This window comes from Erythrobacter mangrovi (assembly GCF_013260645.1).
Taxonomy (GTDB): domain Bacteria; phylum Pseudomonadota; class Alphaproteobacteria; order Sphingomonadales; family Sphingomonadaceae; genus Qipengyuania; species Qipengyuania mangrovi.
Genome location: NZ_CP053921.1, coordinates 224,910 through 251,156 on the forward strand (window position 1 = coordinate 224,910; position 26,247 = coordinate 251,156).

At 64.5% G+C, this 26,247-nt stretch carries 30 protein-coding genes and 1 tRNA gene; 14 read left to right on the forward strand and 17 right to left on the reverse strand.

Annotated elements, in window-relative coordinates:
* Position 1: 1 nt before the first annotated feature.
* The gene (locus tag HQR01_RS01195; protein WP_173211982.1) at positions 2 to 1,135 is read right to left on the reverse strand and encodes a phosphoserine transaminase; all 1,134 of its coding nucleotides are present in this window, start codon (positions 1,133 to 1,135) and stop codon (positions 2 to 4) included.
* Positions 1,136 to 1,443: 308 nt separating this feature from the next.
* On the opposite strand from HQR01_RS01195, the gene HQR01_RS01200 reads away from it, so the two are divergent.
* On the forward strand, positions 1,444 to 1,785 hold the full coding sequence (locus tag HQR01_RS01200; RefSeq protein WP_173211983.1) for a hypothetical protein: 342 nt from the start codon (positions 1,444 to 1,446) through the stop codon (positions 1,783 to 1,785).
* Between the two features lie 153 nt (positions 1,786 to 1,938).
* A complete protein-coding gene (locus tag HQR01_RS01205) occupies positions 1,939 to 3,105 on the forward strand; it encodes a glycosyltransferase family 4 protein (protein ID WP_173211984.1) in 1,167 nt (388 codons plus the stop codon).
* Between the two features lie 5 nt (positions 3,106 to 3,110).
* On the opposite strand, the gene HQR01_RS01210 is transcribed toward HQR01_RS01205, so the two are convergent.
* Positions 3,111 to 3,530: a hypothetical protein gene (locus HQR01_RS01210; protein WP_173211985.1), complete on the reverse strand. Its 420-nt coding sequence runs from the start codon at positions 3,528 to 3,530 to the stop codon at positions 3,111 to 3,113.
* A gap of 75 nt (positions 3,531 to 3,605) precedes the next feature.
* Positions 3,606 to 4,220, reverse strand: coding sequence for a PadR family transcriptional regulator (locus HQR01_RS01215; protein ID WP_234030209.1), 615 nt, complete (start codon positions 4,218 to 4,220; stop codon positions 3,606 to 3,608).
* Between the two features lie 106 nt (positions 4,221 to 4,326).
* On the opposite strand from HQR01_RS01215, the gene HQR01_RS01220 reads away from it, so the two are divergent.
* The 4 genes from HQR01_RS01220 (at position 4,327) to HQR01_RS01235 (ending at position 7,312) form a co-directional block, all read left to right on the forward strand.
* The gene (locus tag HQR01_RS01220; protein ID WP_173211986.1) at positions 4,327 to 5,646 is read left to right on the forward strand and encodes a replication-associated recombination protein A; all 1,320 of its coding nucleotides are present in this window, start codon (positions 4,327 to 4,329) and stop codon (positions 5,644 to 5,646) included.
* On the forward strand, positions 5,643 to 6,323 hold the full coding sequence (locus tag HQR01_RS01225) for a hypothetical protein (RefSeq protein ID WP_173211987.1): 681 nt from the start codon (positions 5,643 to 5,645) through the stop codon (positions 6,321 to 6,323). Before HQR01_RS01220 ends, HQR01_RS01225 begins: the two co-directional genes overlap by 4 nt.
* Positions 6,301 to 7,212 (forward strand): hypothetical protein, encoded by a 912-nt coding sequence (locus HQR01_RS01230; RefSeq protein WP_234030210.1) that lies wholly within the window; start codon positions 6,301 to 6,303, stop codon positions 7,210 to 7,212. The genes HQR01_RS01225 and HQR01_RS01230 overlap by 23 nt, the downstream gene beginning before the upstream one ends.
* 24 nt (positions 7,213 to 7,236) lie before the next feature.
* Positions 7,237 to 7,312 (forward strand) — tRNA-Thr (locus HQR01_RS01235).
* Here HQR01_RS01235 and HQR01_RS01240 read toward each other — a convergent pair.
* The 3 genes from HQR01_RS01240 to HQR01_RS01250 all read right to left on the reverse strand — a co-directional run bounded on the left by HQR01_RS01240 (position 7,313) and on the right by HQR01_RS01250 (position 9,887).
* Complete coding sequence (locus HQR01_RS01240; RefSeq protein ID WP_173211988.1) at positions 7,313 to 7,573, reverse strand: hypothetical protein; 261 nt, start codon at positions 7,571 to 7,573, stop codon at positions 7,313 to 7,315.
* A gap of 97 nt (positions 7,574 to 7,670) precedes the next feature.
* Positions 7,671 to 8,555: a hypothetical protein gene (locus tag HQR01_RS01245; protein WP_173211989.1), complete on the reverse strand. Its 885-nt coding sequence runs from the start codon at positions 8,553 to 8,555 to the stop codon at positions 7,671 to 7,673.
* Between the two features lie 105 nt (positions 8,556 to 8,660).
* Complete coding sequence (locus HQR01_RS01250; protein ID WP_173211990.1) at positions 8,661 to 9,887, reverse strand: S8 family serine peptidase; 1,227 nt, start codon at positions 9,885 to 9,887, stop codon at positions 8,661 to 8,663.
* Between the two features lie 82 nt (positions 9,888 to 9,969).
* Between HQR01_RS01250 and HQR01_RS01255 the strand changes: the two genes are divergently transcribed.
* Positions 9,970 to 10,458 (forward strand): RNA polymerase sigma factor, encoded by a 489-nt coding sequence (locus tag HQR01_RS01255; protein WP_173216042.1) that lies wholly within the window; start codon positions 9,970 to 9,972, stop codon positions 10,456 to 10,458.
* The gene (locus HQR01_RS01260) at positions 10,455 to 11,150 is read left to right on the forward strand and encodes an anti-sigma factor (protein ID WP_173211991.1); all 696 of its coding nucleotides are present in this window, start codon (positions 10,455 to 10,457) and stop codon (positions 11,148 to 11,150) included. The genes HQR01_RS01255 and HQR01_RS01260 overlap by 4 nt, the downstream gene beginning before the upstream one ends.
* Positions 11,151 to 11,271: 121 nt before the next feature.
* Here the strand turns inward: HQR01_RS01260 and HQR01_RS01265 are convergent, their stop codons facing one another.
* Positions 11,272 to 11,613 carry a hypothetical protein gene (locus tag HQR01_RS01265; RefSeq protein ID WP_173211992.1) on the reverse strand — a complete coding sequence of 114 codons (342 nt, stop codon included), beginning with the start codon at positions 11,611 to 11,613 and terminating at the stop codon, positions 11,272 to 11,274.
* Between the two features lie 179 nt (positions 11,614 to 11,792).
* Between HQR01_RS01265 and obgE the strand changes: the two genes are divergently transcribed.
* From obgE to HQR01_RS01285, 4 genes are all read left to right on the forward strand, one after another.
* Complete coding sequence (gene obgE / locus HQR01_RS01270; RefSeq protein WP_173211993.1) at positions 11,793 to 12,848, forward strand: GTPase ObgE; 1,056 nt, start codon at positions 11,793 to 11,795, stop codon at positions 12,846 to 12,848.
* A gap of 83 nt (positions 12,849 to 12,931) precedes the next feature.
* Complete coding sequence (gene proB, locus HQR01_RS01275; RefSeq protein WP_173216043.1) at positions 12,932 to 14,044, forward strand: glutamate 5-kinase; 1,113 nt, start codon at positions 12,932 to 12,934, stop codon at positions 14,042 to 14,044.
* A complete protein-coding gene (locus HQR01_RS01280) occupies positions 14,041 to 14,952 on the forward strand; it encodes an NAD-dependent epimerase/dehydratase family protein (RefSeq protein ID WP_173211994.1) in 912 nt (303 codons plus the stop codon). Before proB ends, HQR01_RS01280 begins: the two co-directional genes overlap by 4 nt.
* Before the next feature lie 107 nt (positions 14,953 to 15,059).
* A complete protein-coding gene (locus tag HQR01_RS01285) occupies positions 15,060 to 15,470 on the forward strand; it encodes a hypothetical protein (RefSeq protein WP_173211995.1) in 411 nt (136 codons plus the stop codon).
* 46 nt (positions 15,471 to 15,516) lie between these two features.
* Here the strand turns inward: HQR01_RS01285 and HQR01_RS01290 are convergent, their stop codons facing one another.
* From HQR01_RS01290 to HQR01_RS01330, 9 genes are all read right to left on the reverse strand, one after another.
* Complete coding sequence (locus HQR01_RS01290; protein ID WP_173211996.1) at positions 15,517 to 16,272, reverse strand: phosphoadenylyl-sulfate reductase; 756 nt, start codon at positions 16,270 to 16,272, stop codon at positions 15,517 to 15,519.
* Entirely contained in the window at positions 16,269 to 16,721 is a 453-nt protein-coding gene (locus tag HQR01_RS01295) for a DUF934 domain-containing protein (protein WP_173211997.1), read from the reverse strand. The genes HQR01_RS01290 and HQR01_RS01295 overlap by 4 nt, the downstream gene beginning before the upstream one ends.
* Positions 16,714 to 18,345: a nitrite/sulfite reductase gene (locus tag HQR01_RS01300; protein WP_173211998.1), complete on the reverse strand. Its 1,632-nt coding sequence runs from the start codon at positions 18,343 to 18,345 to the stop codon at positions 16,714 to 16,716. Before HQR01_RS01300 ends, HQR01_RS01295 begins: the two co-directional genes overlap by 8 nt.
* Positions 18,345 to 18,641, reverse strand: coding sequence for a DUF2849 domain-containing protein (locus HQR01_RS01305; RefSeq protein WP_173211999.1), 297 nt, complete (start codon positions 18,639 to 18,641; stop codon positions 18,345 to 18,347). Before HQR01_RS01305 ends, HQR01_RS01300 begins: the two co-directional genes overlap by 1 nt.
* Positions 18,638 to 19,396: a uroporphyrinogen-III C-methyltransferase gene (gene cobA / locus HQR01_RS01310; protein WP_173212000.1), complete on the reverse strand. Its 759-nt coding sequence runs from the start codon at positions 19,394 to 19,396 to the stop codon at positions 18,638 to 18,640. The genes HQR01_RS01305 and cobA overlap by 4 nt, the downstream gene beginning before the upstream one ends.
* A 97-nt stretch (positions 19,397 to 19,493) precedes the next feature.
* On the reverse strand, positions 19,494 to 20,549 hold the full coding sequence (locus HQR01_RS01315) for a mechanosensitive ion channel family protein (RefSeq protein WP_173216045.1): 1,056 nt from the start codon (positions 20,547 to 20,549) through the stop codon (positions 19,494 to 19,496).
* Positions 20,546 to 21,757 (reverse strand): cystathionine beta-lyase, encoded by a 1,212-nt coding sequence (gene metC / locus HQR01_RS01320; RefSeq protein ID WP_234030336.1) that lies wholly within the window; start codon positions 21,755 to 21,757, stop codon positions 20,546 to 20,548. The genes HQR01_RS01315 and metC overlap by 4 nt, the downstream gene beginning before the upstream one ends.
* 2 nt (positions 21,758 to 21,759) lie before the next feature.
* On the reverse strand, positions 21,760 to 22,593 hold the full coding sequence (locus HQR01_RS01325; protein ID WP_173212002.1) for a sulfurtransferase: 834 nt from the start codon (positions 22,591 to 22,593) through the stop codon (positions 21,760 to 21,762).
* A 37-nt stretch (positions 22,594 to 22,630) separates the two neighbouring features.
* The gene (locus HQR01_RS01330; protein WP_173212003.1) at positions 22,631 to 23,716 is read right to left on the reverse strand and encodes a hypothetical protein; all 1,086 of its coding nucleotides are present in this window, start codon (positions 23,714 to 23,716) and stop codon (positions 22,631 to 22,633) included.
* A gap of 110 nt (positions 23,717 to 23,826) precedes the next feature.
* Between HQR01_RS01330 and queF the strand changes: the two genes are divergently transcribed.
* Positions 23,827 to 24,294 carry a preQ(1) synthase gene (gene queF, locus HQR01_RS01335; RefSeq protein WP_173212004.1) on the forward strand — a complete coding sequence of 156 codons (468 nt, stop codon included), beginning with the start codon at positions 23,827 to 23,829 and terminating at the stop codon, positions 24,292 to 24,294.
* 17 nt (positions 24,295 to 24,311) lie between these two features.
* The gene (locus tag HQR01_RS01340; protein WP_173212005.1) at positions 24,312 to 25,106 is read left to right on the forward strand and encodes a DUF1499 domain-containing protein; all 795 of its coding nucleotides are present in this window, start codon (positions 24,312 to 24,314) and stop codon (positions 25,104 to 25,106) included.
* Here HQR01_RS01340 and HQR01_RS01345 read toward each other — a convergent pair.
* Positions 25,084 to 26,202 carry an FAD-dependent oxidoreductase gene (locus HQR01_RS01345; protein WP_173212006.1) on the reverse strand — a complete coding sequence of 373 codons (1,119 nt, stop codon included), beginning with the start codon at positions 26,200 to 26,202 and terminating at the stop codon, positions 25,084 to 25,086. The two genes, HQR01_RS01340 and HQR01_RS01345, sit on opposite strands and share 23 nt — an antisense overlap.
* Positions 26,203 to 26,247 lie beyond the last annotated feature (45 nt).

The following is a 26,247-nucleotide window of genomic DNA, read 5'->3' on the forward strand; positions in this document are numbered from 1 at the left end:
GTCAGGCGGTGGCCTTCACGCTGGCGTAGGCCCAGTCGAGCCAGGGTCCGAGCGCCTCGATGTCGGCGGTATCGACCGTCGCACCGCACCAGATGCGCAGGCCCGCCGGGGCATCGCGGTAACCGGCGATGTCATAGGCTGCATCCGCATCTTCGAGCAGCTTGGCCATGGCCTTGATCATGGCTTCGTCCGCGCCCTCAACCGTCAGGCAGACGCTGGTGTTGGACCGGCAGGCGGGATCGACGGCGAGATGGCCGAGCCAGTCGCGTTCCTGCACGATAGCGTCGAGCGCCGTGGCATTGGCATTGGCCCGCGCCTTGAGCGCGGACAGGCCGCCGAGCGACTTGCCCCATTCGAGCGCGAAGATCGCATCCTCGACCGCAAGCATCGACGGGGTGTTGATCGTTTCGCCACGGAACACGCCTTCAGCCAGCGCGCCCTTGCTCATCAGGCGGAACACCTTGGGCAGCGGCCATGCAGGAGTGTAGGTTTCCAGTCGCTCGACCGCGCGCGGGCCGAGGATCAGCACGCCATGCGCACCCTCGCCACCGAGTACCTTCTGCCAGCTGAAGGTCAGCACATCGACCTTGTCCCAGGCAATGTCCTGCGCGAACACCGCACTGGTGGCATCGGCAATCGCCAGGCCTTCGCGATCCGCGGCGATCCAGTCGCCATTGGGCACACGCACGCCAGAGGTCGTGCCATTCCAGGTAAAGATGACGTCGTTCGACCAGTCGACCTGGGTCAGGTCGGGCAATTGGCCATAGTCCGCACGGATGACCGTGGGATCGATCTTGAGCTGCTTGACCGCATCGGTGACCCAGCCTTCGCCGAAGCTCTCCCACGCCAGCGTCGTGACAGGACGTGCGCCCAGCATCGTCCACATCGCCATTTCGACGGCACCGGTATCCGATCCGGGCACGATGCCGATGCGGTGCGTTTCCGGCACCTCGAGCACTTCGCGGATCAGGTCGATGCAATACTGCAGCCGCGCCTTGCCCAGCTTCGAGCGATGCGAGCGGCCGAGCGATTCGGTAGCGAGTTTTTCGGGGGCCCAGCCCGGCGGCTTGGCGCAGGGACCGGAAGAGAAATACGGACGCGCAGGCTTGCGCGCCGGGTACGGGGTATCAGTCATGTAGACTCTCCTTACAGAGAGCTCGCGCGGCGTTGGGACCGCGTGGCCCGTCGGCCGAACTAGTGGCGCGGAGCCCCAAGTCAAGCGCATTCGTCTGCCAGTCGAAGCGGAGTCGGGCGGGTGCGACGTGATCCATCAAAGCGATGCGTAGGCAGTGCCTAACCGCTAAGGTAAGCTCAAGAAATCCGGGGATTTCTGGAAATCATTATCAATAGCAATGGTTTACTGCGCAGCATGAAATTTTGTCCGCGCAACATTTTCGCTTAACCTCAACGGCCTCCGTAGAGGAGAAACGAAGGGGGAAAATCATGGAGAGAGTTGCAAGACTTGCAGGAGCCCTTGGTGTCGTTGTGGCCGTGGTTGCTGGATTCGTGGCCATACCGAACCTCAATATCGCCCTGATCCTGATCCTGCTTGGGATCATTGCAGGGGCATTTACCGATCAGGACAATGCCGTGAGGATGTTCCTGGCGGTGCTGGCACTTCCGGCCATCGGGGCAACGCTTGGGGGCGTGCCGGCGGTCGGCGAATACCTGACGGCCATCTTCGGAAATCTGGCCATCGCGGCAGCAGGCATCGCGACCTCGCTGGTCGCTCGGCGCCTCTACGACACTGTGATGGGTGCGGTGACGAGCCCTTCGGGAAGCTAATTCAGCCTAACCGTTGCCTAAACACAGGGAGAAACGGCGCGCGCCATGCGCGTCGTTTTTCTTTCTGGCTGGCAGAGACGCAGATAATCGTCCGGAATAGATTGGCTTCTTCCTCTCGCCATCCGCTGCCCGCATGATTATGGGCCATCCGTCATGACCGTCGCAGACCTTCGCATCGCGCTGTTCAGCGGGAACTATAACTACACCCGCGACGGGGCTAACCAGGCGCTCAACCGGCTTGCCGAATACCTGCTGCGGCAGGGAGCGGCACTGCGCGTCTACGCACCGGTGGTCGAGAAGCCCGACTTCGAGCCGACGGGGGACCTCATCGGCGTGCCGAATATCCGGATGCCGGTGAAAAGTCGCGGCGAATACCGTCTTCCGCTGGGGCTCGATACTGCTTCGCGCAAGGACCTCGCCGAATTTGCACCCAACCTCGTCCATGTCTCCTCGCCCGATCCGACGGGCCACGCCGCATTGAAGTGGGCGTTAGCGCACGACATTCCCGTACTCGCATCGGTACACACGCGGTTCGAAACCTATCCGCGCTATTACAAGTTGGGCTTCCTCGAGCCCATCATCGAAGGGATTCTGCGACGTTTCTACCAGCGCTGCGACGCATTGGTTGCCCCGTCGCAAAGCCAGATCGCCGAGCTCAAGGCGCAAGGCATGCACGAGGACATCTCGATCTGGTCCCGCGGGGTGGATCGCGAACGCTTCGATCCTTCGCGGCGCGACCTGGCCTGGCGGCGCGAGCTGGGCCTGGCCGATGACGACGTGGCGATCGTCTTCCTTGGCCGGCTGGTGATGGAAAAGGGGCTCGACGTGTTCGCCGATACCATCGTCGAGCTGCGACGCCGGCAAGTTCCACACAAGGTGTTGGTGATCGGCGATGGTCCCGCACGCAGTTGGTTCGATAAGGCGCTACCCGGCGGAACCTTCGTCGGCTTCCAGACGGGCGAGAACCTCGCCCGCGCGCTGGCCAGCGGCGACGTCTTCTTCAATCCATCGATTACCGAGACATTCGGTAACGTCACCCTGGAAGCAATGGCCAGCGGCCTGCCGGTAGTGGCGGCGGGGGCGACCGGGGCTGCGAGCCTGGTCAACCATGGCGTGACGGGCCAGCTCGTCCCGCCAAGCAAGACCGAAGCCTTCGCCCTCGCCTGCGCGGATGCCTTGGCTCCCTATTGCACCGACCATGCGCTGCGCCGCGCGCATGGCGCGGCTGGCGAGGAAGCCAGCCGCGCCTATTCGTGGGACGCGATCAATCAGGCCGTCGTCGACACCTACCTGCGGTTGCAGGCCCAGCGCGGACGATAGTCAGCTCAACGCAACACGCCCGTCTTGGTCATCGACCAGGCGTACCACAGCAGGAACAGGGCGACCGCCCAGATGGTGGCGATTTGCGGCAAATTCACAGGTATGCCGCTGGTGACCTCGTATATCGCCGTGCCAATCAGCCCCAGCAGCGACACCGCATAGGCATGCAGCGCCAGCCGGTTGCGCATGAGCAGCAGGATGGAGCCGATCAGCGCGCCCCAGACACCCAGCGCCCAGGCGCTGTTTGCCCACATCGGCGTGGATTCGATTGCCGCGCGCATTTCTTCCGACGCCTGTGCCATCATTGCCGGATCGCGCATCATCGTGATGGTGTAGATGTAGCAACCGAAGGCATTCCACAGCAGCGATAGCCCGCCGACCGCCCACAGGTGCGCCGGTACCTTACCCGTCGTCTCGGTGTTCATGCGAGTTCCTTCCCTCTCACGACCTCCGCCGCGCAGTCTAGTACCACGCGGCGCAGGCGCAAGGGATGGTCCGGGTCACAGCCGCTCGATCTTCCTCGCGAGCTCGTCGACAAGGTCGACGATCTCGTTGACGGTCTTCTCGTCGAGCTTGCCCGAGCGGGCACGGTGCTTGAGCACGCTGGCCAGGTTGCCGACCGCGCGAAACATCTCCGGCGTGGCATAGGCGCGGCGGCGCTCGCCGTGACCTTCGAGCCGGTCGAGCAGCGCTTCGACCTCGTCGGCCCGCTCCTCCAGCTCCTTGCGTCCCGCTTCGGTCGCTTCATAGGCCTTGCGCGTCTCGTCACCCGGGGCCTGCGCGATCGCGCCTTCGTCCTCGAGCAGCGACAGCGTGGGGTAAACCGTGCCCGGGCTCGGCGAATAGCTGCCCTCGGTCAGCTCCTCGATGGCCTTGATCAGCTCGTAGCCATGACGCGGTTCTTCGGCGAGCAAGTGCAGCAGCACCAGCCGCAATTCGCCAGATCCGAACATGCGTCGACGGCGCCCACCGCGCGGGCCGAACTCGAAAGTGAAGTTCTCCGGAGAAAAGCCACGGCCGAAGTTGCTGCCGAAATCGGCGCCCGACATCATCGCCGCGGCAAAGGGCCAGCCGCCCATTCGCGCCATCTTGCGCCACTTATGTGCCTTGTACATTGCGATAGTCCTCATCGTATCTTCGATAGCTCTAAGATATATCATAGAGAAGTCGATGCAAGAGGACGCTGCAAATTTGCGACGAACGTCCTATGTCAACCGTCCGATGTCCGATCTCTTCCCCGACAGCCTGCCGACGCCCGCCCTTGGCGACCCCTCGCACGAGGACGCGCCGCTCGCCGACCGCCTTCGCCCCGCAACGCTTGCCGATGTTGTCGGGCAGGATCACCTGACCGGGCCAGAGGGTGCGATCGGCCGGATGGTCGCCTCCGGACGTCTCTCCAGCATGATCCTGTGGGGCCCCCCAGGTACCGGCAAGACCACGATCGCGCGCCTGCTGGCCGACAGCGTGGGCATGCGCTTTGCCAGCGTCAGCGCTGTGTTCAGCGGCGTTGCCGACCTCAAGAAGGCCTTTGCCGAGGCCGACAGGGCCGCTGCAGCGGGCCAACGCACTCTGCTGTTCGTGGACGAAATCCACCGATTCAATCGTGCACAGCAGGACGGCTTCCTGCCCTTCGTCGAGCGCGGCACCGTCACGCTGGTCGGCGCCACGACCGAAAACCCCAGCTTTGCCCTCAACGCCGCACTCTTGAGCCGCGCACAGGTGCTGATCCTCCAGCGGCTCGATCACGAAGCGCTTGGCTCGCTGCTCGACCGCGCGGAGGAACTCGAAGGCCCCCTCCCCCTCACCCCCGAGGCGCGCGACGCCCTTGTCGCCAGTGCCGATGGCGACGGTCGCTTCCTGCTCAACCAGGCCGAAACGCTCTACAACGCGAAGATTGCAGACCCGCTCGATCCGGCCGCGCTCGGCCAGTTCCTCCAGCGGCGCGTAGCGGTCTACGACAAGGACCGTGAGGGGCACTACAACCTCATCTCCGCGCTCCACAAGGCGGTGCGCGGGTCGGACGTGCAGGCCAGCCTGTATTACCTCGCCCGCATGCTCACCGCCGGGGAGGAGCCACGCTTCCTCGCCCGCCGCTTGGTACGCATGGCGGTCGAAGATATCGGCATGGCCGACCCGCAGGCGCTAGTGCAGTGCATGGCGGCAAAGGACGCCTATGAATTCCTCGGCAGCCCCGAGGGAGAGCTCGCGCTGGTCCAGGCCTGCATCTACCTCGCCACCGCACCCAAATCGAACGCCGCCTACCTGGCCCAAGAGGCCTCTTTCAAGAGCGCGCGCGAGACCGGCAGCCTGATGCCACCGCAGAACATTCTCAACGCGCCCACCAAGCTGATGAAGGATATCGGATACGGATCGGGCTACAGCTACGATCACGACACCGATGACGGCTTCTCCGGGGACAATTACTGGCCCGAAGAGATGGAACCCCAGGCCTACTACCAACCGGTCGAGCGCGGCTTCGAACGCGAAGTGAGGAAGCGGCTCGACTATTGGGACAAGTTGCGAAGGGAGAGAGTTAAATGATTCAGCGGACTGCCGGTATATTGTTCGGCCTGGCTATCACCATTCTGGCAGCGCCAGCCCAAGCGGCCCCGGACCTTGCAGCTTGCAACGAACTGGGGACTGACCCTGATCCGCTAAATCCCCGGACCGAAGCGCCGGAGTTACCCGCGGACTGGGCAGACATCGCGCAGGCCTCTCGCGAATGGCTGGCTGTCTCCACTGAACTGGGATCAACCCACTGCAGCTACATCGGCTGGATCGCGAAATTCCGTAGCTTCGACCGCGTTGCAGACCGCTTTCTCGGTATCTCATGGTCGGGATACGAGGCCTTTGGCTATCTCCTGATTGACCAGTCGGGATCCGGCACGGATCTCGACACTGGGGCTAAGCCTGTGATTTCGCCGAGCGGCAGCTTCTTCGCCACAATTCAATGGTCCGACGCCGGATGGGGCGGCTTCGAAGGCTTCGCGGTCTATCGCATCCTCTCACGTAGGATCGAACCGCAGCACGTCGATACGGATTTGCCGTGGGCCGGCTGGCGGATCGACCGCTGGGAGGGCGAAGAATGCGTCCATCTCTCGGCAGTGCCATACAGTGTCGGCAACGCAACCGCTCCGCGCGACAGCTACGTCGCCGTTGCCGACAACGGCTGGAAATTGGCCAAGGGTGACACCTGTGCAGCACCCGATACGGATTGACCGCTTCACCCATTTCCTCGCCATCGACTGGTCGGGAGCGAAGGGGGAACGGCAGAAGGGGATCGCGCTATCGCTTGCCGATGCGAGTGGCGGACCGCCCGTATTGATCGATCGCGACACGGCGTGGAGCCGCGAGGAGGTGTTGCACATCCTGCGCCACGAATTGCCACCCGATACGCTGGTAGGCATGGACCTTGGCATAGCATTGCCCTTCGCCGATGCGGGTGCCTTCTTCCCGGGTTGGGACGAGAGTCCCGATAACGCGAAGGAGCTTTGGGCGCTGATCGATCGGATCTGCGCGGACGATCCGTATCTCGAATCTGGAAGCTTCGTGACCCATCCCGAAGCCGCCCGATATTTTCGCCATTCGCGCGATCATGTAGGCGATCGTTTCCACTTGCCCAATGCACCGACCCGCGAAGGCCGGTTTCGCATTGCGGAACAGGCACAACGCAATCGCAACGTGCGCCCGGTGAGCAATTTCAACCTGGTCGGCGCGGCGCAGGTCGGCAAGTCGAGCCTCACCGGCATGCGCCTGCTCAACCGGCTGCGCGATCGCGTCTCCGTCTGGCCCATCGATCCCCTGCCCGAGGGCGGTCCGGTGGTAGTAGAGATTTACACCAGCATTGCCGCGCGCGCATCGGGTGTCGGGGGCGAAACCGGCGGCGCCAAGACCAAGCTGCGCAGCTACGAGGAGCTCAACGCCGCACTCGATCGCCTGAACACGCCACCCGTTGCGGGGGCCGGGCCGATCGACGACCATTCCTCCGACGCCCTGGTCACTGCCGCCTGGCTGCGTTCGGTTGCGGAAGATCCCGCGCACTGGAACCCTGAAGGCCTCACCGCCGAAATCGCGCGAACAGAGGGCTGGACTTTCGGCGCATTGTAAACCAAATGCGCGCGCCTGTGCCGTGCCGGTTTAGCTCAGTTGGTAGAGCAGTTGATTTGTAATCATCAGGCCAGGGGTTCGAATCCTCTAACCGGCACCACTATTCCTCTTCGCCAGCCGCCATTAGGTCCATGAAGTTGCGGGCCGCCTCGCGGTCTTCCTCCTGCTTGAACGCGACATCGAGGTCTGGCGCGGCCCCCAGCATGTAGAGCAGCGTCCACAGCGCGAAACGCTTGCTGCGGTCCTTCTCGAGCCCGAAGTCGACGAGGCAATGCTCGATCCCTGCCTCAAGCGCGGCGGGCACAATCGCGGTCGGATCGTCGCTGCCGAAATAACGGCGGAAGAGGTCGTCGAGCTGCATGCCTGCGCGATAGGGCCACTTACACTTGATGGGAAGCGCGAACGAGAAGGGCGGCCAAGCCACTGCCTGACCGCCCCTCGCTATCCTACCAAACGGCTTACTGTGCCGATTCGTCGGCAGTTTCCTCAGCCGGGGGCGACGCGGTCGAGCCCGAGGCCGTTCCGCTACCCATTACCAGCGCATCGCCGCTCGCTGCGAGACTACCCGCGGGGATCGCCAGCTGCTGGCCCTGGGCATCGACGATGACCTGCTGCACGCGTCCCCGCGCATCGCCGACAACTTGGCGGACCTCGCCGATCTCGGCACCATCGGGCGCGACCACCGGCATGCCGGGAGCAACGGCGAAAGCCCCGTCACCCGCTGCGGCACCGCTTCCGGCAACCGCAAGCATATTGCCTCCGATCATTCCTGCGCCGCTGCCTGCGGCTGATCCGGCAGCGCTCGCCGAACCAGCGAGAGTGCCAGCTTGCCCCGCAAGGCCGGTCGCCCGGTCGCGTGCATCGCCGACGGCGGGTGTGGCGACATTGCGCACGGTCCCGGCGGTTGCGCGGACGCGGCCCGCAGTCTCGCCTACGATACCGCTCGCGGCGTCGGTACCGAGAAGTTGTGCGTTGGCACTACCCGAACCCGATGCACTGCCGCTGCCCGAGGCTGATCCGTCTGCGGACCCCACGGGGGTAGCGAGCAGTTGGCTGGTCGTCGCCTCGATCCCGGTATCGACCGAGCGATCGACCGCTACCGTGCCGGAATTGCGATCGACGTTCTGGCTACCACGGGTGCGGGCATCGGCGCGTGCCGACCCACGCGTTGCGGAACGTACCGTGGTGGTCGTGCGATCAATCAGAGGCCCGGCAACCCCGGTGACCCTGCCCGTTACGCCGCCGGTGACCTGGCCCAGGCCGCTGCCCGACAGCAGTTGGGCGTGGGCCTGCGGAGCAGCAAAAAGAGTGAGTGCCGAAGCGGCAAGGAGAAGCTTTTTCATCGATCTTTCCTTTCGTCTCGGCAGGCGCGCGAGGAGGATTGTGCGCCTGCTACGAAGGGAAAACGGATGCCATGCGGTGTTTAATCCATCACTCGCGAATATTTCTCAAAGGCCCTTGCACGATGCACAGACGAGCCCGCGCCCATAGACCGGATCGGTCCCCTTCCTGCCTAGATCGAGTGCCTCACCGTCAAGCGCCGCGCGCCAGTTGCGATTATCGCCCAGGGCCAGGGCGACGCGGGCGGCGACCAGCGGGGCGGCAAACGAGGTACCGCGCAGTCTCTGGCGCTTTCCCTTGGCGTTGAGAGCTCGAATGTCCGCCCCGGGTGCAGCGTAGTCGAGATGCAGCGCACGGCCAGCTTCGAGCAGCGCGTGGCGCCTACCGTCAACGGCGGTTACCGCAACTACTCCTTGGTAGCTCGCAGGATAGGCCGGTGGCGCGGCAGGACCGGCATTTCCCACGGCCGCCACAACTACCACGCCTTTACGCTGGGCGGCCTCGATGGCGCGTGCGAGCACCGGGTTCTGCGGTCCAACCAGGCTGATTGTTACTACGCGGCTGCCTTCGGTCACAAGCCACCCGAGACCCTTGGCGATGGCGAGTGCATTTCCGCCTGCCTTGTCGGTTCCGTATACGTCGGCGACGCGTATCGCAGTTGCCCCGGCCGAAGCCAGCAGGCTGGCGACAGCGCTGCCGTGATTGCTGGGATAGGGCGCGCCGCGCGCGAATCCCTTGCTCGCAACGACGGGGACCGCCCTGCCGGGGGCACCGTCGATCATGCCGACCGGAACGCTTGGTCCAAGTCCACCTGTTGCGGCATTGGCGACCGGAAGCACTGTTCTGCGCGTTGCGCCCGACTGGAAATGCAGGTTGTCGGCGGCGACCGTCGCCTCGGGCATCAAGCGCGTCAATTCGCGCTCGGCCTCGGCCAGACTCATTCCCTCGGGAACGCCTAGGCGCGTTACAATGAAGTCGAGGCCCTCTACCAATTTGACTTCGAGCACCGTGAATCCGGCGGCCGTTGCTCGCTTGAGCGACGCCGTATCGACTTCCATCGCCAGCAGCTCCCCGCGTCGGGCGGGTTCGCCGCGCATATCAAGCGCAATCGTATCGCGGTTCCGACGCACCAGCCGATCGATCGCACGCAGGCGCTCGCGCGCAAGGTTTCCTGCGGTCTGGCTGGTTGTCTCCAGCACTTCGTCCAGCGTGTCCGTCATCGTGTCCAGAACCTCCCCCACGCGAGGGAGCGGCGTGCCGGGCAGTGTCACCTGGGCAGCGAGCGGCGCAGCCAGCATGGCCAAGAGGGCCGGGATGAGGAAAATGCGGCGCATTGGTGTGCTCTTTCTCCTAAACGCGATTAAGCATGGATGAAACGCACCGGGCGGTTCGTTTAATCCGTGGAAGGCACAGACACTGGGCACATCGTTCGAGCAGGACCTGCTGGCACTCTTGCCCCGGCTGCGAAGATTCGCGGTCGGGCTGTGCGGCAATCCTGCCGACGGTGACGATCTGTGCCAAATGACCCTCGAGCGCGCGCTCGCCAATCGCACCAAGTGGCAGGAAGGCACGCGGCTCGACAGTTGGATGTATCGCGTGATGCGCAATATCTGGATCGACGAGGGCCGCGCTACCACGCGGCGCCGTGAGACCTTCGTGGACCCCGACGCCGGCCTGTCAGTCGGCGGCGATGGCGCGCAGGAGCATGCCGTCGAACTTTCCATGGTCGACCGCGCAATGCAGCAATTGCCGCAAGAGCAGCGCGAGGCGGTGCTGTTGGTGATGGTCGAGGGCTATGCCTACAAAGAGGCCGCCGAAATTGTCGGTTGCCCGGTCGGTACGCTCAATTCGCGCCTAGTGCGCGGGCGCGATGCGCTGCTTGATCTCTTGGGAGAAGCGTCGTGACGATCACCCCCGAAGAGCTGACTGCTTTTGCCGACGGCGAATTGTCGGGCGAGCGCGAAGCGCAGATCGCCGCGGCGATTGAGGCCGATCCCGAGCTGGCGCGCAAAGTCGCGGCGCATCGCGCTCTCAAGGCTCGCCTGGCAGGACATTTCGACCCGATTGTAGAGCAGCCGGTACCCGAAGCCCTGGCCACCATGCTTCAACCGAAGCTGGCGGAGGTCGTCGACCTAGCCGCCGCGCGCGAGCGGATCGAGGCACGGCGCACCCTTCCGCGTTGGGGCTGGGTCGTTGGCCCCGCCCTCGCCGCTTCGCTGGCACTGGCGATGTTCCTGCCGCGCGGAGGTGAGGTGCAGGAAGGCTATGCCGACGCGCAGCTAGCCAGCACTCTCGACAGTCAGCTGGTCGCCGACCAACCGGTGTCTGCGGAGACCCGCATCCTGCTGAGCTTCCGCAACGACGCAGGCAGATATTGCCGTGCCTTTAGTGGCAAGGAAGGCGGCGGGATTGCCTGCCGTGACGACGAGGGCTGGAAATTGGAAGCACTCGGCAAGGGCTCAACCACCGCATCGACGGACTACCGGATGGCCGGCGCCGGCGAGGCCGAGCTGCTCGCCAGGGCACAGGAAATGGCCAAGGGCCCGGCGCTCGATGCACAGGCCGAAGCTAGTGCCAAGGCCAGCGGCTGGCGCTGATTTCTCATGCTTAAAGACAACAAGAAAGGAAGGACCGGCGGGATGGGACCGGTCCTTCCTCCAATTGCGCCGCCGCCTTGCTTGAGTAGGGACGGGCGACGGCGCGGCGGGAGCGGAACTGTCAGTTGACGATCGTCACGGTACCTTGGCGGTAGCCCTTCTCGGCCATGTCCTCGATATAATCGATCCGCTCATGCTTGAGTTCGTGGGCATACTCTTCCCACGCATCACGAGTGTCTTCGAGGTCGCTCGCGCGACGAAGGTCGCTGACCAACTCCTTCTGAGCTTCGCCGACATCGCTACGATAGTCGAACCAGCGACTGTTCTCGATTCCCGCGATCGGGCTGGTCAGGATCAGTGCCTCTTCGGCGCGCGCGACCTGCTCTTCGTAAAGCATCGGTGCGGCAGTTGCGGCGGTGGCGAGGCCAAGCGTCGCCAGCGAAACAAGTGAAAGCGTCTTCATGTCACACTCCTTTGGTTCGCGAGCCGCAGCTGGCGGCCCGTCTGGAAAGGAAACGAAGAGCGTTCGGAGTTTAATCCACGCCTCACAGCATTTCTCGCCCGCACCGCCCCCGACTGTGCTTGCAAGGCGGTGAATCGAGGATGCTCGCCTTCTGACGCAAAACCGACTAGGGGGCCGCGATGCATTTCCTCGACCAGGCCAAGATCTATCTGAAATCCGGCGGCGGTGGCCCCGGGGCGGTGAGTTTTCGCCGTGAGAAGTACATCGAATACGGTGGCCCCGACGGCGGCAACGGCGGCAAGGGCGGCGACATCGTGTTCGAAGCGGTCCAGGGCCTCAACACGCTGATCGACTTCCGTTATTCGCAGCATTTCAAGGCTTCGCGCGGCAGCCATGGCATGGGCAAGGATCGTACTGGCGCGGGCGCGCCCGATCTCGTGATCAAGGTTCCCGTCGGCACGCAAATCCTCTCCGAGGACAAGGAAGAGGTGCTCGCCGACTTCACCGAGGTCGGCCAGCGCATCGTCTTCCTCGAAGGCGGCATGGGTGGGCGCGGCAACGCCAGCTACAAGACCAGCACCAATCGCGCACCGCGCCAACACCAGCCCGGCGAAGCGGGGCAGGAAATGTGGGTCTGGCTGCGGTTGAAGCTGCTGGCCGACGTCGGCCTGCTCGGCCTGCCCAATGCCGGCAAGTCGACCTTCATCAACCAGGTATCGAACGCCAAGGCCAAGGTCGGCGCCTATGCCTTCACCACGCTGGTGCCCAAGCTGGGCGTGGTGACGCACAAGGGCCGCGAATTCGTGCTCGCAGACATTCCCGGCCTGATCGAGGGCGCCGCCGAAGGCGCCGGGATCGGTGACCGCTTCCTCGGCCATATCGAACGCTGTCGCGTGCTGATCCACCTGATCGATATCGCGGGAGTCGACCCGGTGGAGGCGATGCGCATCGTCGAAGACGAATTGGAAGCCTATGGCGCGGGGCTTGGCGACAAGCCGCGGCTCGTGGCGCTGAACAAGCTCGACCTCGCCGACAAGGAACTGGGCGAAGGCTTCGCCGAGGAACTGATCGCCGCCGGTGCGGACAAGGTCTTCCGCATTTCGGGTGCCACCGGAGAGGGGATCGAGGAACTGCTCGATGCCGTGCTCGGATATCTGCCCGACCGGACATCGACCGAGACCCACGCCGAAGAGGTCGAGGACGAGGGTGAAGCGCCCGACTGGTCGCCGATCTAGCCAATACCCGCGCTAGGCACGCCCCAAGCGAAGGCGGCTTCCGCTTCGCGCAGGCATTGTTTAGGGCTGGCGTCGTGATCGCCATGCACGCCCTCTCCGAACTACGCCAAGCACGTCGCTTCGTAATCAAGGTCGGCTCGGCATTGCTCGTGCAGCAGGGCAAACCGCGCGTCGAATGGCTTGCCTCGCTCGCCGCGGAGATCGCGGATCTGCGCAAGGCGAGCGAGGTAATCGTCGTCTCCTCCGGCGCCATTGCGCTTGGCGCGGCCAAGCTCGGTCTCGCCAAGGGCGGGCGCGGTAGCCTTGCCGATGCGCAGGCGGCTGCCTCCGTCGGTCAGGTCGAACTCGCGCGCCTGTGGTCCGACGCATTGGGACACCACGGCATCACCGCTGCGCAGATGCTGGTGACCATCGGCGACCTTGAAGAACGACGGCGCTACTTGAACGCGTCGGCGACGCTGGCTCGACTGCTCGAAGCGGGTGCCGTCCCGGTGGTGAACGAGAACGACAGCGTCGCGACCGAGGAAATTCGCTTTGGCGACAATGACCGGCTGGCCGCGCGCGTTGCGCAAGCGGCTGGTGCCGAAGCCGTACTGCTGCTTTCGGATGTCGATGGCCTGTACGACCGCGACCCGCGCGAGGCGGGTGCGACACTAATCGAGCGGGTCGAAGGCGTGACGCCAGAGGTCATGGCCATGGCCAGCGGTGCATCAGCCTCCGGCCTCGGGTCGGGCGGGATGCTCGCCAAGTTGCAGGCCGCGCGGATCGCCGAGCGCGCCGGCATCGCTTTGGCAATCGTCAATGGCACCTATGTTTCGCCGATCGCTCGCGCGCTGGACGGCCCGGTCGGCACGCTGTTCGTGCCGCAGGGCGATGCCAGTGCGCGCAAGGCATGGCTCGGCGGGCGACTGGCCCCGGCGGGCGTATTGACGGTCGATGCGGGTTGCGCGGTTGCGCTGGAGAAAGGCGCCAGCCTGCTGGCGGCTGGCATCACCGAAATCGAGGGCGACTTCGCGCGCGGCGACCTTGTCGCGATCCACGGGCCCAAGGGCGAACGCCTGGGCCAGGGCCTGGTTGAGTATACGGCCGCCGAATGTCGCAGCATCCGTGGGCTCAAGCAGGACCGACAGGCCGACAGGCTCGGCTATGCCCCGCGCGCGGCGGTGGTCCATCGCGATCACATGGTGCGCACATGACCATTGCACTGACCGGCGCCACCGGCTTCGTCGGCCAGGCGGTGCTCGACGCGGCGGGGCGCGAAGGGATTCCCGTCCGCGCACTCACCCGCAGGGAACAGGCGCCCCGCGAAGGGATCGATTGGGTAGAGGGGAGTCTATCCGATCCCGCATCCTTGGCCGCCCTGTGCCAAGGCTCCGATGCGGTGATCCATGTCGCGGGCCTCACCAACACCCCGGACCCCGCGCAGTTCGAGCTGGCGAATGTCGCGGGAACCGAGAGCCTGATCGCGGCGGCCAAGCAGACGAAGACCCGACGCTTCATCTTCGTTTCCTCGCTCTCGGCGCGCGAACCCCAACTGTCGCTCTATGGTGCATCGAAGGCCAGGGCCGAAACCATCGTAGAGGCGAGCGGGCTGGATTGGACCATTGTCCGCCCGCCAGGGGTCTACGGCCCGCGCGATGTCGACTATCTTGAGATGTTTCGGTCGGCAAAATATGGCTTCGTGCCACTGCCGCCGCGCGGGGCGAGTTCGATCATCCATGTCGACGACCTGGCGCGGTTGCTGCTCACTCTCGTCGATGCCCAGCCCGCCCTGGTTCGACGGCAGATGTTCGAACCGGATGATGGGCGTGAGGGTGGCTGGTCGCACAAGGAACTGGCCGGCGCGATCGGCGCGGCAGTGGGGCGGCGCGTCTTCGCTCCGCACCTGCCCAAATCGCTGATGACCTTCGGTGCCCATCTCGACGCGCTGCTGCGCAAGGACAAGGCGCGGCTAACCGTCGATCGGGTAGACTACATGGTGCATCCAAACTGGGTCGCGCGCTCTGCCAAGAGAGTGCCCCCTGCCGTGTGGACGCCGCGTGTAGCGGGTGAGGAAGGGTTAGCCCGCACGGCAGAGTGGTACCGCGCCGAGGGCCTCCTCTGATCCGTTTGATTTGGCACAGGGCCAAACAGTCCTATGGTCCCGCACGGGATCGCGAGTCGCATTGACGGTAACGGCCGTCCGTTCGTTCACGATCTAGGGGATTTTCCATGAAAAGAATTGCACTTGTGGCTGCGCTTGCGGTCATTTCGGCCTGTTCGCAGTCGGCTGAAGCACCTGAAGCGGAAGCCACGACTGAAACCACGGCCGAAGCGGTTCCTGCAGAGGTCATGGCCGCTGATGGCGGTCCGGCCTACGGCAAGTTCAAGATCACGCAGGCGGACGGAACGTCGTTCACGGACGACGTGCGGCCTGACGGCACCTACACGTCCACCGCAGCGGACGGCACCGTGATGCAATCGGGCACCTGGGTCCAGAAGCCGGGCGAATATTGCACAACCAAGGACGAGGAAGGCGCTGTCGAGGAGTGCTATCCGGAAAAGATCGACGACAAGGGCGTCTGGATTTCAAGCAACACCAAGACCGGTGAGACGGTAATGGTAGAACGCTTGCCAGAATAAGGCTTGCGCACGGCGGGAGGGCGCACAGCGCGTCCTCCCCGCTTTGCTAGAGGAAAGGTTCCTCGCCCGGCCTGTGAATGCCGCATTCGACCTTGTCCCAGCCGGACCACCGCCCCGCACGCGCATCTTCGCCTTCGGCCACTGGCCTCGTGCAGGGCGAACAACCGATTGACGGGAAACCCTTCACCACCAGCGGATGGCGCGGCAGGTCATAGCGCTCGAAATAGGCAGAAATGTCATCGGCCGACCAGTCGATCAGCGGATTGATCTTCAACCGTCCCTGCGCATCCGACGTGTCAAGTTCGAAGCGCGGCAGGTTCGCGCGGGTCGAGGACTGGAAGGCCTTGCGCCCGGTAAAGCTTGCGTCGAAGCCCGCCAATGCCTTGGCCAGCGGCTTGACCTTGCGCAGATCGCAGCACCCATCGGGATCGTAGGACCAACGGAGGCCGCTCTCATCGCGGGCCTCAAGATCGGCGATCTCGGGGTAGAGATTGACGAGATTGAGCCCCAGCCGGTCGGTCAGCTCGTCACGATAGGCCAGCGTTTCGGCAAAATGCTTGCCGGTCTCCAGGAACAACACCGGCACCCTGGGATCGACCTGCGCAATGAGGTGCAGCAGAACCGCGCTTTCCGCACCGAAGCTCGACACGATCGCGACATCGCCAGCCAGGTTGCCTTCGATCACCGCCCGCAGCCATTCCTCGGTCTCGTGACCGCGGAACATGCGATTGAGCCTCACGGCGTCGTGTTCGACGAAGCTCGGAGCAGTGTCGAGCCGGTCGATGGCGCGCAGCTCGTTCATGCGTGCCTCTTGGCCCAGATGGCGGTGCGCGCATCGGCGGCGGGCTGGTAGACTTCCGGCCAGCGCGCAAAGGCCGCCTCGACATCGTCGGGGTCGAGAGACTGATCGGGCGCAAAGGAATCGAAGCCGCAGCGGCGCATGTAGGCGATCTGGTCGACCAGCACGTCGCCCACCGCTCGCAATTCGCCAGTATAGCCGGCCTCGCGCAGGATGCGGGCGGAAGAATAGCCGCGCCCATCGCCGAAGGCCGGGAAGTTCACCTCGATCAGCGCCAGCCGGTCGAGAAAGGGGATCAGCTCGCGGGCATCGTCGCCCGGCTCGATCCGCACCGCAGTGGCGTTGGTCTGATCGCAGCAGGCATCGACGGTGACCGCCGGCTGGTCGACCGGTTCGTCATCGCGAAAACGGATCTGGACGGCGTCGGGACTGGTTCCCAGGGCATCAGCCATAAAGGGCCTCCTTGAACGGATCCATGCCGATCCGGCGATATGTATCGAGGAAACGTTCGCCATCCTGGCGCTCGCGTTCGTAAACGGTGGTCACGGTTTCGACCGCATCGACGATGCCGTCCTCGTCGAAGCCGGGACCGGTGATCTTGGCGAGGCTGGTATCCTCTGCCTCGCTGCCGCCGAGCAGGAGCTGGTAGTTTTCCACCCCCTTCCGGTCGACACCGAGGATACCGATGTGGCCCGCGTGGTGGTGGCCGCAGGCGTTGATGCAGCCCGAAATCTTGAGCTTCAGCTCACCCAGCCGCGCGGTCTTGCCGGTATCGGCAAAGCGCGTGGCGATCTTCTGCGCGACAGGGATCGAACGGGCGTTGGCGAGGCTGCAGTAATCGAGACCCGGGCAGGCGATGATATCCTCGATCGTGTCGAGGTTCGGGCTACCCAGCCCAGCCGCGTCGAGCGCAGTCCACAGGGCATGGAGATCAGCCTTGCGGACATGCGGCAGGACGATGTTCTGCGTGTGCATCACGCGCAGCTCGTCGAAGCTGTAGTCCTTCGCGAGATCGGCCATCAGATGCATCTGTTCGGCACTCGCATCGCCGGGAATGCCACCAGCCGGCTTGAGGCTAATAACCGCCGAGACATAGCCCGGCGCCTTGTGCGGATGCGTGTTGCGATCGACCCACAACGCGAAGTCGGGGTCCGAACGGTCGATTTCCTCCGAAAGGCCTTCTTCGAACAGCGGCTCTTCGAAGTAGGTCTTGATACGCGCGAGTTCCGCCGCCGGCGGCTCGATGCCCAGCGTGAGCAGATGCGCGAATTCCTCTTCGACCTGGCGGGTGTATTCCTCCGCCCCGAGTTCGTGGACCAGGATCTTGATCCGCGCCTTGTACTTGTTGTCGCGGCGACCATAGCGGTTGTAGACCCTCAGGCAGGCCTCGGCATAGGTAACCCACTGGTCGAGCGGCACGAAATCGCGGATCAACGGTGCGACCATTGGCGTGCGGCCCATGCCGCCACCGACATAGAAGGCCGCGCCCAGCACGCCGTCCTTTTCGACGATCTGAACGCCGATATCGTGCAGACGCATCGCCGCACGATCACGGTCGCTGGCGATCACCGCCATCTTGAACTTGCGCGGCAGGTAGCTGAATTCAGGGTGGAAGCTCGACCACTGGCGGATCAGTTCGGCATAGGGCCGCGGATCGACCACTTCGTCTGCAGCAGCACCGGCGAAGTGATCCGATGTGGTGTTGCGGATGCAATTGCCGCTAGTCTGGATCGCGTGCATTTCGACGCTGGCAAGATCGGCCAGGATATCGGCCGCCTCTTCCAGCTTGATCCAGTTGTACTGAATGTTCTGGCGCGTGGTGAAATGGCCGTAGCCGCGGTCATACTTGTCGGCGATCGTCGCCAGCATGTGCATCTGGCGGCTGTCGAGCGTGCCATAGGGCACCGCGACGCGCAGCATATAGGCGTGGAGCTGAAGGTAGAGACCGTTCATCAGCCGCAGCGGTTTGAACTGGTCTTCGGTTATCTTGCCTTCGAGGCGGCGGCGGGCCTGGTCGCGGAATTCCTCGACCCGGGCGTCGACCATCGCCTGGTCATATTGGTCGTACTGGTACATCAGATCACCCAATTGCCGATGTCGGGATCGGCCGGCTTGAGGGTCAGGTCGGGGCGGACGGTCGGGCCGAGCGCGCGCACGCGGTCCTTGATATGCGACGGGCGCGGGGAGCCGTTGTGAAGTTCGGCATCGATGGCATAGGGAACGTTGACCCGCCGCGCCGCTTCCTCGCGACGGGCGATTTCGTCTTCGTGGCCGGTCACATCGACGGCATCTTCCACATGGAGCGACCAGTCATTGCCGTCCCACCAGGTGACAGCGCCGGTGCGCAGATCGTTTCCGGTCAGGATCCTCATTGAGCCGACTCCCTTGCGATGGCGGCAAGCGCGATATCGTCACGCGCAGTGACTTCACCGATAACAATCAGCGCCGGGCTGACGACCGCTTCGCGCTCGATGAGGTCCGGCAGGCCGGCGAGCAGGCCGCGCAGCACGCGCATTGTGGGGCGGGCCCCATTCTCGATCACGGCCACGGGCATATCGGGGGCAAGACCATCTTCGATCAGCTTTTCGGCGATCTGCGGCGCGGTCTTCACGCCCATGTAGATCACCAGCGTGCGGCCCTTCCCGGCCAGCCCAGCCCAATCCTGTTCGGCCAGGCCCTTGCACTGGCCCGCCACGAAAGTGACGATGCTCGAAGCCTCGCGATGCGTCAGCGCGATCCGGGCCGCAGCCGCGGCGCCATTGGCAGCGCTGATCCCCGGGACGACTTCGACCGGCACACCGGCCGCACGTGCCGCTTCGGCCTCTTCGCCGCCGCGCCCGAAGATTAAGGGATCGCCGCCCTTGAGGCGTACGACGTCTTCGCCCGATCGCGCGATGCGCACCAACAGCGCGTTGATGTCATCCTGCGGCATGGTGTGCCGGGCGCGGCGCTTGGCGACCGAGACGAGTTCCGCTTCGGGATGCGCGAGCGCCAGGATTGCAGGATCGACAAGGCCGTCGTGCACGATCACGCGGGCGCGCTCGATCAGCCGCGCGGCGCGGATTGTCAGCAGGTCGGGATCGCCCGGCCCCGCGCCAACGAGGTAAATGGTTCCGGTTTGTGCCATGCTGCGAAAATGGGCCGCATGGCCGGAGCACGCCAATCAGAATGCGTGTCCGCTTGACTAGCAGAAATTTTGAAATCCACCCTTCCGGGTCGGCAACCTATTCTTTCGTAACCTTGCCTTGGGAAAGCAGCGTCAAGACCTGCTCCAGCTCCGGGCTGGCACGCAGGTGCACGTCCTGCTGCGGATAGGGAATTTCCACCCCGTGTTCCTTGAATAGCCACCAGAGCTTCTTGAGTACGGCAGAACGGACGTTACCGACCCCCTCTTCCGGATCCCGGATCCAGCACTGGATGACGAAATCGACCGAACTTGCGCCGAACTGGTCGAGCCAGACCGTCGGGGGCGGCACCGACAGCACGCGTTCGACCGATTTCGCAGCCTCGAGCATAAGTTTCTCGGCCAGCTCGAGATCGGCCGAATAAGCGACTCCCACTGGCACCTGAATGCGCACGTTCTTCGAGGAATAGGACCAATTCTCGACCTGATTGATCATCAGGTTTTCGTTGGGGATCAGGTATTCCTTCTGGTCCCGCGTGGTTATCGAAACGGCCCTGATCCCGATCCGTCGAATCTGGCCGAAGCTCTGCTGACCTGATGTGTCGGTCACGGCGATCACATCGCCCGGCTTGATCGAACGGTCCATCAGCAGGATGATCCCCGCGATCAGGTTGCCGAAGGTCTTCTGCAGGCCGAAACCGATCGCTAGGCCGAAGGCGCCGGAAAACACGGCCAGCGCAGTCAGGTCGATCCCCAGCAGGTCGATCCCGAGGAAGAACGCAGCCGACCAGACGACGATGCTGACAACCTTTTCGGCCAGCACTTGTTGCGTATCGTCAAAGCCCTTGACCCGGCGCATCAGCCGCCGCGCCATCTTGCTGATGAACCAGGCTGCGGCGAGGACGCCGATAATGACCGTTGCCACGATCAGCACATCGAACAGCGATATACGGAAGTTGCCGAGGCTAAGGGCAAGCGAATCCAGCGTGTCGACGATCGATCCGGCGGTCCTGCTCTTCGCGCTGACCGCCTCCTTGATGCCCTCGGCGGCGGCCACCGAACTTTCTTCAGGTGCAGTCTCCGCGAGGCTCCACGCCTGCTCCACGGAGGTGGCAGTCGGGCTTGGAACAGGTTCGGCGGTGGGCTGCACGTTTATCCCTTGTCCATCGCGTCAAAGCCGCGTTCGAGATCGGCGATGAGATCCTTCGCGTCCTCAAGCCCTATCGATAGACGGATGGCGTAGCGATCCTCAACCCCCCAGCCGGCTTTCGGCCAGGCCATGCGGCTACGCACCGGCTCCACGTCGAAGGGCAAGGCGAGGCTTTCGAAGCCGCCCCAGCTGTAGCCGATACCGAAGAGTTCCAGCGCATCGACCAGGCGGCAGCGCGCAGCATCGTCACGCCCCTTGAGCACGAAGCTGAACAAGCCGCAGCCGCCGGTGAAATCGCGCTGCCACAGGTCATGACCAGGCGACCCGGGGAGCATCGGGCACAGCACGTGTGCCACCTCCTCGCGCCTGCAAAGCCATTCGGCGATGGCCAGCGCGCTCGCGGTTTCGCGTTCGAGCCGCACCGCCATTGTCCGCAACCCCCGCAAGGCCAGCGCCGCGTCGTCGGGCGAGACCACATGGCCGAGTTGCTGCGCCCCCATCCGCAAGGGACGGTACCACCGTTCGCCCGCGCTTGCCGCGCCCAGCATGAGGTCCGAATGCCCGCCGACATGCTTGGTCAGCGCGGTAATCGCGATGTCGCAGCCGCGCTCCAGAGCGGGGAAACCCAGCGAGGTCGCCCAGGTATTGTCGACCAGGCTCACCGCACCCTTGTCGCGCGCGATGCGCGCCAGCGTCGGGATGTCGCAGACCTCCATCGTCAGGCTTCCAGGCACCTCGAGCATGACCGCACGGGTACGATCGCAGAATGCCGCATCGTAAGCGACAAGGTCGAGGGGATCGAAGAAGCGATGCTCGATACCGAACCGCTTGAGGATGCCCATCGCGGTATTGCGCGTGGGGTCATAGGTGTTGTCCGCCACCAGCAGTACGTCGCCGCTGCGCAGAACCGCCATCAGCGAGCCTACGATTGCGGCGAGCCCGCTTGGATAGAGCACCGTGCCGACCGCGCCCGGTTCGATCCCCGTCAGGGCCTCGCACAACGACCATTGGGTCGGCGAGCCCCGGCGGCCGTAAAAGAACCGACCGTCTTCGTTGGTCTTAACCCCTTCGCGCAGCGCGGCGACATTGGCGTAGAGATGCGTGCTGGCGCGCCACACGGGTGGATTGACCACGCTTTCGGCGAAATCGCCTGAGCGTCCCCCGGTGACGAGCCGGGTGGCAGGAGTCTGCTTGCTGTCGTCTCCCCCGGCCATGCTCAGCGTGCCGATCCCTGTTCCTTGGGCGTGGTCGGGTCTGCGCCCCATTCCAGCCAACTGCCATCGTAGAGCGCCGCATCGTCCTTGCCTGCAAGGCCCAAGCCGAACAGCAGGACGCAGGCGGTGACGCCACTATTGCAACTGGTCGTCACCGGTTGCGCCAGATCGATCCCCTCAGCGGTGAATTCGGCCCGGATGGCTTCGAGCGGTTTCCACGTCCCGTCCGCTTCGAACAGGCGCGGGAAATGCAGGTTGGCCGCGCCCGGAATGTGCCCTTCCGAACCGCTGCCTTCCGTTCCGGCAAAACGAGCCGCATCGCGGGCATCGACGACCTGGTCGGCGCAATTCACGCAATTGGCCAGCATCTCGTCGCGGCTGCGGATGATGCGCTGTGGGTCGGGCTTGGGGTAAGTGGTCGGCGCGACGTCCGGCATGCCCGTTTCCAGCGCCCTGCCCTCTGCCCGCCACTTGGCTAGCCCCCCGTCGAGGATTGCCACCTTGGCAAATCCAAAATGGGCGAACACGAACCAGGCCCGCGCGGAGCTTTTCACCTGGCTGTCGTCGTACAGCACCACGCGCGTATCGGGAGCAATGCCCAGCGCGCCAAGGCGCTCAGCGAATTGCTCCGCCGTGGGTAGCGCCTTGGGTACGGACGAACCCGTGTCGATGAAGCTTTCAAGGTCGAGAAAGCGCGCGCCCGGAATATGTCCGGCAAGGAATTCCGCCCTCGCGTCGCGGCCCGCATCTGGCAAGTGCATACCGGCATCCAACACGACAAGGTCGGCTGCGCCCAGTTCGCCGGCAAGCCATTCGGTAGAAACGAGTCTGTCCATCCCCTCCCGGTTAGCGGGCGGTTGAGATCAAGTCGACTCAGGCAAGCTCGCGATGCGCCAATGGGGCATAGCTGCGCGGCGGTTCATCCAGCCGGAAAGGCTGCACGCGACCCCCATCGGGACTCCCCTGCCCCACGACGAATGTCTTGACCAGGACCCCTTCTCCAGCGCCATCCACGCGCACTCGCAGCAGCGGGACCAGCAATGGATGGCGGCCTTGCAGGACCACCTGCGCGGTGGCCAGCGGAAGCTGGACTTGCCCCTCGACCGTGACGGTCTGGTGCGGCGCGATCCGCGCCAGCGTGTGCCGGATATCCAGCGCAGTACCGGTCGTCGCCACTTGGTCCTCCATTGGCGCACCCGCGTGGGCAGAGGCAAGATCGAGGCCGATAGCGACATCGGTCAGCGGCAGGTCGGTGCGATTGACCAGGGTAAGGCGATACTTGAGCGTGGCATAGGCTGCGCTGCGGGTAAGCTTTTCGGCCTCGCACCGGATCGACAGCGCCTGGGCTGCGGGAACGATCTGCGGCTCCACTGCCGTGCGCACTATGGGGCGCTCGATCACCGGAGGCGCGGCTTTGGCGCGACGGCGACGCCAGATGAGCAGGCCGCCAAGCGCCGCCAACAGTGCCGCACCGACGCCTGCCGCCCAGCGCCAGTCGAAGGTTGCAGGAGAATCTGCTGCTTCCGATGCCCCGATAGCCGGCGCAACCGGTACGGTTGCCGCTTCCGCGGGAGCCGCGACTTCGGCACTTGCGGTGCTGCCGACATCCGCGTCAGCGTTCGGCAGCGCTGCCTGTGGTTCGGCAGCGGTCGGGCGGGGTTGTGGGCGCGCGGTGATGGTCGATTCGCGTGGTGATGCTGCGAGAACATCCTCATCAACCGGGGTGGGCTCTGCGGGGGTCGGCGAGGGAGTGGGTATGGCCGTCGGCGCCTGGGTCCCGATCACGCGCGGGCGGGCGGGCACCGGTCCGCTTTCTTCATCGATCGGCCCCTGGGCGCGCGGACTCGCACTGGGCGTAGGGGCTGGCGGGAGGGAAAAATCCTGCACGGCCTGCGCCATCAGTGGTGAAGGCAGGGCCAGCGCGATCGCAAGGAATGGGAAACGGGCGGAATGGGTCATCAGGGTCGGGGTAGCGTGCAAGAACGCGCATATGCCGTATGGTGGGCTGAATAGGTACTGAAGGCCGGTGATCCAAGCCTTGCCTTGCGCAGGCGCGTCAATCGCGGCAGATGCGCGACATGACCGACACACCCAGCCCGAAGTTCCTCGGCGCCAATAGCCCGCTGCCCACTTCACCCGAAGAAGCCGAGCTCGATTACGTGCCCAACCCGCGCAAGGGGGAGCTGTATCTCGTCCGTTTCGCGGCTCCCGAGTTTACATCGCTGTGCCCGGTCACGGGCCAACCCGATTTCGCCCATCTGGTAATCGATTATGCCCCTGGCGAAACGATTGTGGAATCGAAGAGCCTTAAGCTGTTCCTCGGTTCCTTCCGCAATCACAACGGCTTCCACGAGGATGTGACGGTCGGTATCGGCAAGCGCCTGTTCGACGAGATGCAGCCGCGCTGGATGCGCATCGGCGGATATTGGTATCCGCGCGGGGGCATCCCCATCGATGTCTTCTGGCAAAGCGCTGCGCCGCCTGAAGGACTATGGCTTCCCGACCAGGGCGTGGCGCCCTATCGTGGGCGCGGATAGGGATAGGAGATTCCACGATGATCGCCAGGTTACCCCGGATTTCGCTCTGGCTGGCGCTCGCGCTGCTGGTGTATTTCCTGTTTGCCGTATTCGGCCCCAAATTCGGCCTGATCGACTGGAAGGTCGGCTTCCTGACCATGGTCGTGACCATCGGCCCGATCCTGATGGGCGTGGTCGCATTGGTGGCGCTGATCGCGCTGATCATGGCCTTCGTGAAGGGGCCGCGCGGCGAATGGTGGAAGGCCGCGGCTGCACTGGCGATCCCCGTGGCCTTGTTCGCTGGGCTCCTGTCCGTTCGCGCACAGGGCGATGCGGTACCGCCGATCCACGACGTTGCCACCGACACCACCAACCCACCCGAGTTTTCTGCCGAAACGCTGGCGATGCGCGAAGGCTTCGGAGCCAACCCGATCGACGATTATGCCACTCCTCTGGGGCAGATCGAGCTGTGGGCGGAACGGACCAAGGGCCAGCCCATCGCGGCCAAGACCCATGCCGAGTTGATCGCCGAGAGCTATGGCGATCTCAAGCCGATCCCCTACCCGGGCAGCGATGCAGACGCCGTGGCTGCCGTGGCCGCGGCCATGGAGGATATCGGCCTGTCGGACGTGCGGAGCGATCCGGACGCAGGACGGGTCGAAGGCACTGCCGAAACCTTCGCCTTCGGTTTCAAGGACGATGTCGTGGCGCGCGTCAGCGAAGGGCAGATCGATCTGCGTTCGGTCAGCCGCGTGGGGGTTTCGGACCTCGGCTACAACGCGGCTCGCCTGGGCGAACTCGGCAAGGCAATCAACGCGCGGCTGAGCGAGTAAAACGCTTGATCCAACGCCGGTCGAGCCAGTTCTTGAGCACCCGTAATCCGCGCCCCTGCACACCGAGGGCCGCATAGCTGGCAATCGCCTCACCGCGGCAGGTGTTGAGCAGGTAGAAGTCCATGAAACTTGGGCTGTAGCTGCGCGCGGGCTCCTCACCAGACAGGGACCGTCGCAGGTTCCGCGCCAGCACCGGCCCGCTGTAGACCGCGTGGACACCGGAATGGGCCACGTCGCGATCGGTGCGCCGCGCGACATCGCCAACCGCAAAGATGTGCGGTTGGCCGCAAGCCCGGTTGTACCGGTCAACTGCGATGAATCCGTCTGGATCGACCGGTAGCCCGTTCTCGCGTGGCCAGTCGGGTGCGCCGCTGCCAACGGCGGCAACGACAAGATCGAGCGGTTCGAGCGACCGCCCCCCGGCAACAAGTTCGCCCCTCTCGAAGGCGGCATCCTCTGCCAGCAGCGCGATACCCTGCCTCTCCAGCTCACGCGTCACCCGCTTGCGAACCGGAGCCGGATGCGAAGGAAGCAGGCCTGCCTCGCCGATCACCAGCGTAACTGCAAGGTCGCGCCAATGCGCCGAATTACGCATCCCGAACGCCAGTTCGACTCCGCCTGCGCCGCCGCCGATCACGGCCACGCGACGATGCTGCGGCACATCGTCCCGAAGCGCTTGCCAACGACCGATGAAACGATCGAGCGGGCGAATATCGAGCAGGCGCGGGTCGTTGCCCATCGCGCGTGCCGCCCGTCCTGCTCCGCCCGTAGCGATCGAACAGACATCGAAAGCGATTTCACTGCCGTCATCCAGTTTCGCGACCCGCGCTCGCGGATCGATGCCCGCCAGTCGCGCCTGGTGCCAGGTGATCCCCGCCTGCTCGACCAGCGGGGCGAGCGGAATGGCCAGCTCGCTGGCGCGATATTCGCCTGCAATCCACCCTGGAACCATGCCCGAATACTGCATCGCCGCAAGTGGTTCGACCAGCAAGGTGCGCCCCTTGGGCGTGCCGTTGCGACGCCAGTCATCGATCACGCCCAAATGCGCGTGGCCGGCGCCCACGAGAAGCAGAGTGGGTTCGGCAGGCATCGTCATACCGCAGGCCTCGCGCGGCTAGTCGGCGCCTGGCAAGCATAGCGA

Coding starts and splice junctions, on each gene's coding strand:
- HQR01_RS01195 (WP_173211982.1), bottom strand. CDS start 1,135: ATGACTGATACCCCGTACCCGGCGCGCAAGCCTGCGCGTCCGTATTTC.
- HQR01_RS01200 (WP_173211983.1), top strand. CDS start 1,444: ATGGAGAGAGTTGCAAGACTTGCAGGAGCCCTTGGTGTCGTTGTGGCC.
- HQR01_RS01205 (WP_173211984.1), top strand. CDS start 1,939: ATGACCGTCGCAGACCTTCGCATCGCGCTGTTCAGCGGGAACTATAAC.
- HQR01_RS01210 (WP_173211985.1), bottom strand. CDS start 3,530: ATGAACACCGAGACGACGGGTAAGGTACCGGCGCACCTGTGGGCGGTC.
- HQR01_RS01215 (WP_234030209.1), bottom strand. CDS start 4,220: ATGTACAAGGCACATAAGTGGCGCAAGATGGCGCGAATGGGCGGCTGG.
- HQR01_RS01220 (WP_173211986.1), top strand. CDS start 4,327: ATGTCCGATCTCTTCCCCGACAGCCTGCCGACGCCCGCCCTTGGCGAC.
- HQR01_RS01225 (WP_173211987.1), top strand. CDS start 5,643: ATGATTCAGCGGACTGCCGGTATATTGTTCGGCCTGGCTATCACCATT.
- HQR01_RS01240 (WP_173211988.1), bottom strand. CDS start 7,573: ATGCAGCTCGACGACCTCTTCCGCCGTTATTTCGGCAGCGACGATCCG.
- HQR01_RS01245 (WP_173211989.1), bottom strand. CDS start 8,555: ATGAAAAAGCTTCTCCTTGCCGCTTCGGCACTCACTCTTTTTGCTGCT.
- HQR01_RS01250 (WP_173211990.1), bottom strand. CDS start 9,887: ATGCGCCGCATTTTCCTCATCCCGGCCCTCTTGGCCATGCTGGCTGCG.
- HQR01_RS01265 (WP_173211992.1), bottom strand. CDS start 11,613: ATGAAGACGCTTTCACTTGTTTCGCTGGCGACGCTTGGCCTCGCCACC.
- obgE (WP_173211993.1), top strand. CDS start 11,793: ATGCATTTCCTCGACCAGGCCAAGATCTATCTGAAATCCGGCGGCGGT.
- proB (WP_173216043.1), top strand. CDS start 12,932: ATGCACGCCCTCTCCGAACTACGCCAAGCACGTCGCTTCGTAATCAAG.
- HQR01_RS01280 (WP_173211994.1), top strand. CDS start 14,041: ATGACCATTGCACTGACCGGCGCCACCGGCTTCGTCGGCCAGGCGGTG.
- HQR01_RS01285 (WP_173211995.1), top strand. CDS start 15,060: ATGAAAAGAATTGCACTTGTGGCTGCGCTTGCGGTCATTTCGGCCTGT.
- HQR01_RS01290 (WP_173211996.1), bottom strand. CDS start 16,272: ATGAACGAGCTGCGCGCCATCGACCGGCTCGACACTGCTCCGAGCTTC.
- HQR01_RS01295 (WP_173211997.1), bottom strand. CDS start 16,721: ATGGCTGATGCCCTGGGAACCAGTCCCGACGCCGTCCAGATCCGTTTT.
- HQR01_RS01300 (WP_173211998.1), bottom strand. CDS start 18,345: ATGTACCAGTACGACCAATATGACCAGGCGATGGTCGACGCCCGGGTC.
- HQR01_RS01305 (WP_173211999.1), bottom strand. CDS start 18,641: ATGAGGATCCTGACCGGAAACGATCTGCGCACCGGCGCTGTCACCTGG.
- cobA (WP_173212000.1), bottom strand. CDS start 19,396: ATGGCACAAACCGGAACCATTTACCTCGTTGGCGCGGGGCCGGGCGAT.
- metC (WP_234030336.1), bottom strand. CDS start 21,757: ATGGCCGGGGGAGACGACAGCAAGCAGACTCCTGCCACCCGGCTCGTC.
- HQR01_RS01325 (WP_173212002.1), bottom strand. CDS start 22,593: ATGGACAGACTCGTTTCTACCGAATGGCTTGCCGGCGAACTGGGCGCA.
- HQR01_RS01330 (WP_173212003.1), bottom strand. CDS start 23,716: ATGACCCATTCCGCCCGTTTCCCATTCCTTGCGATCGCGCTGGCCCTG.
- queF (WP_173212004.1), top strand. CDS start 23,827: ATGCGCGACATGACCGACACACCCAGCCCGAAGTTCCTCGGCGCCAAT.
- HQR01_RS01340 (WP_173212005.1), top strand. CDS start 24,312: ATGATCGCCAGGTTACCCCGGATTTCGCTCTGGCTGGCGCTCGCGCTG.
- HQR01_RS01345 (WP_173212006.1), bottom strand. CDS start 26,202: ATGACGATGCCTGCCGAACCCACTCTGCTTCTCGTGGGCGCCGGCCAC.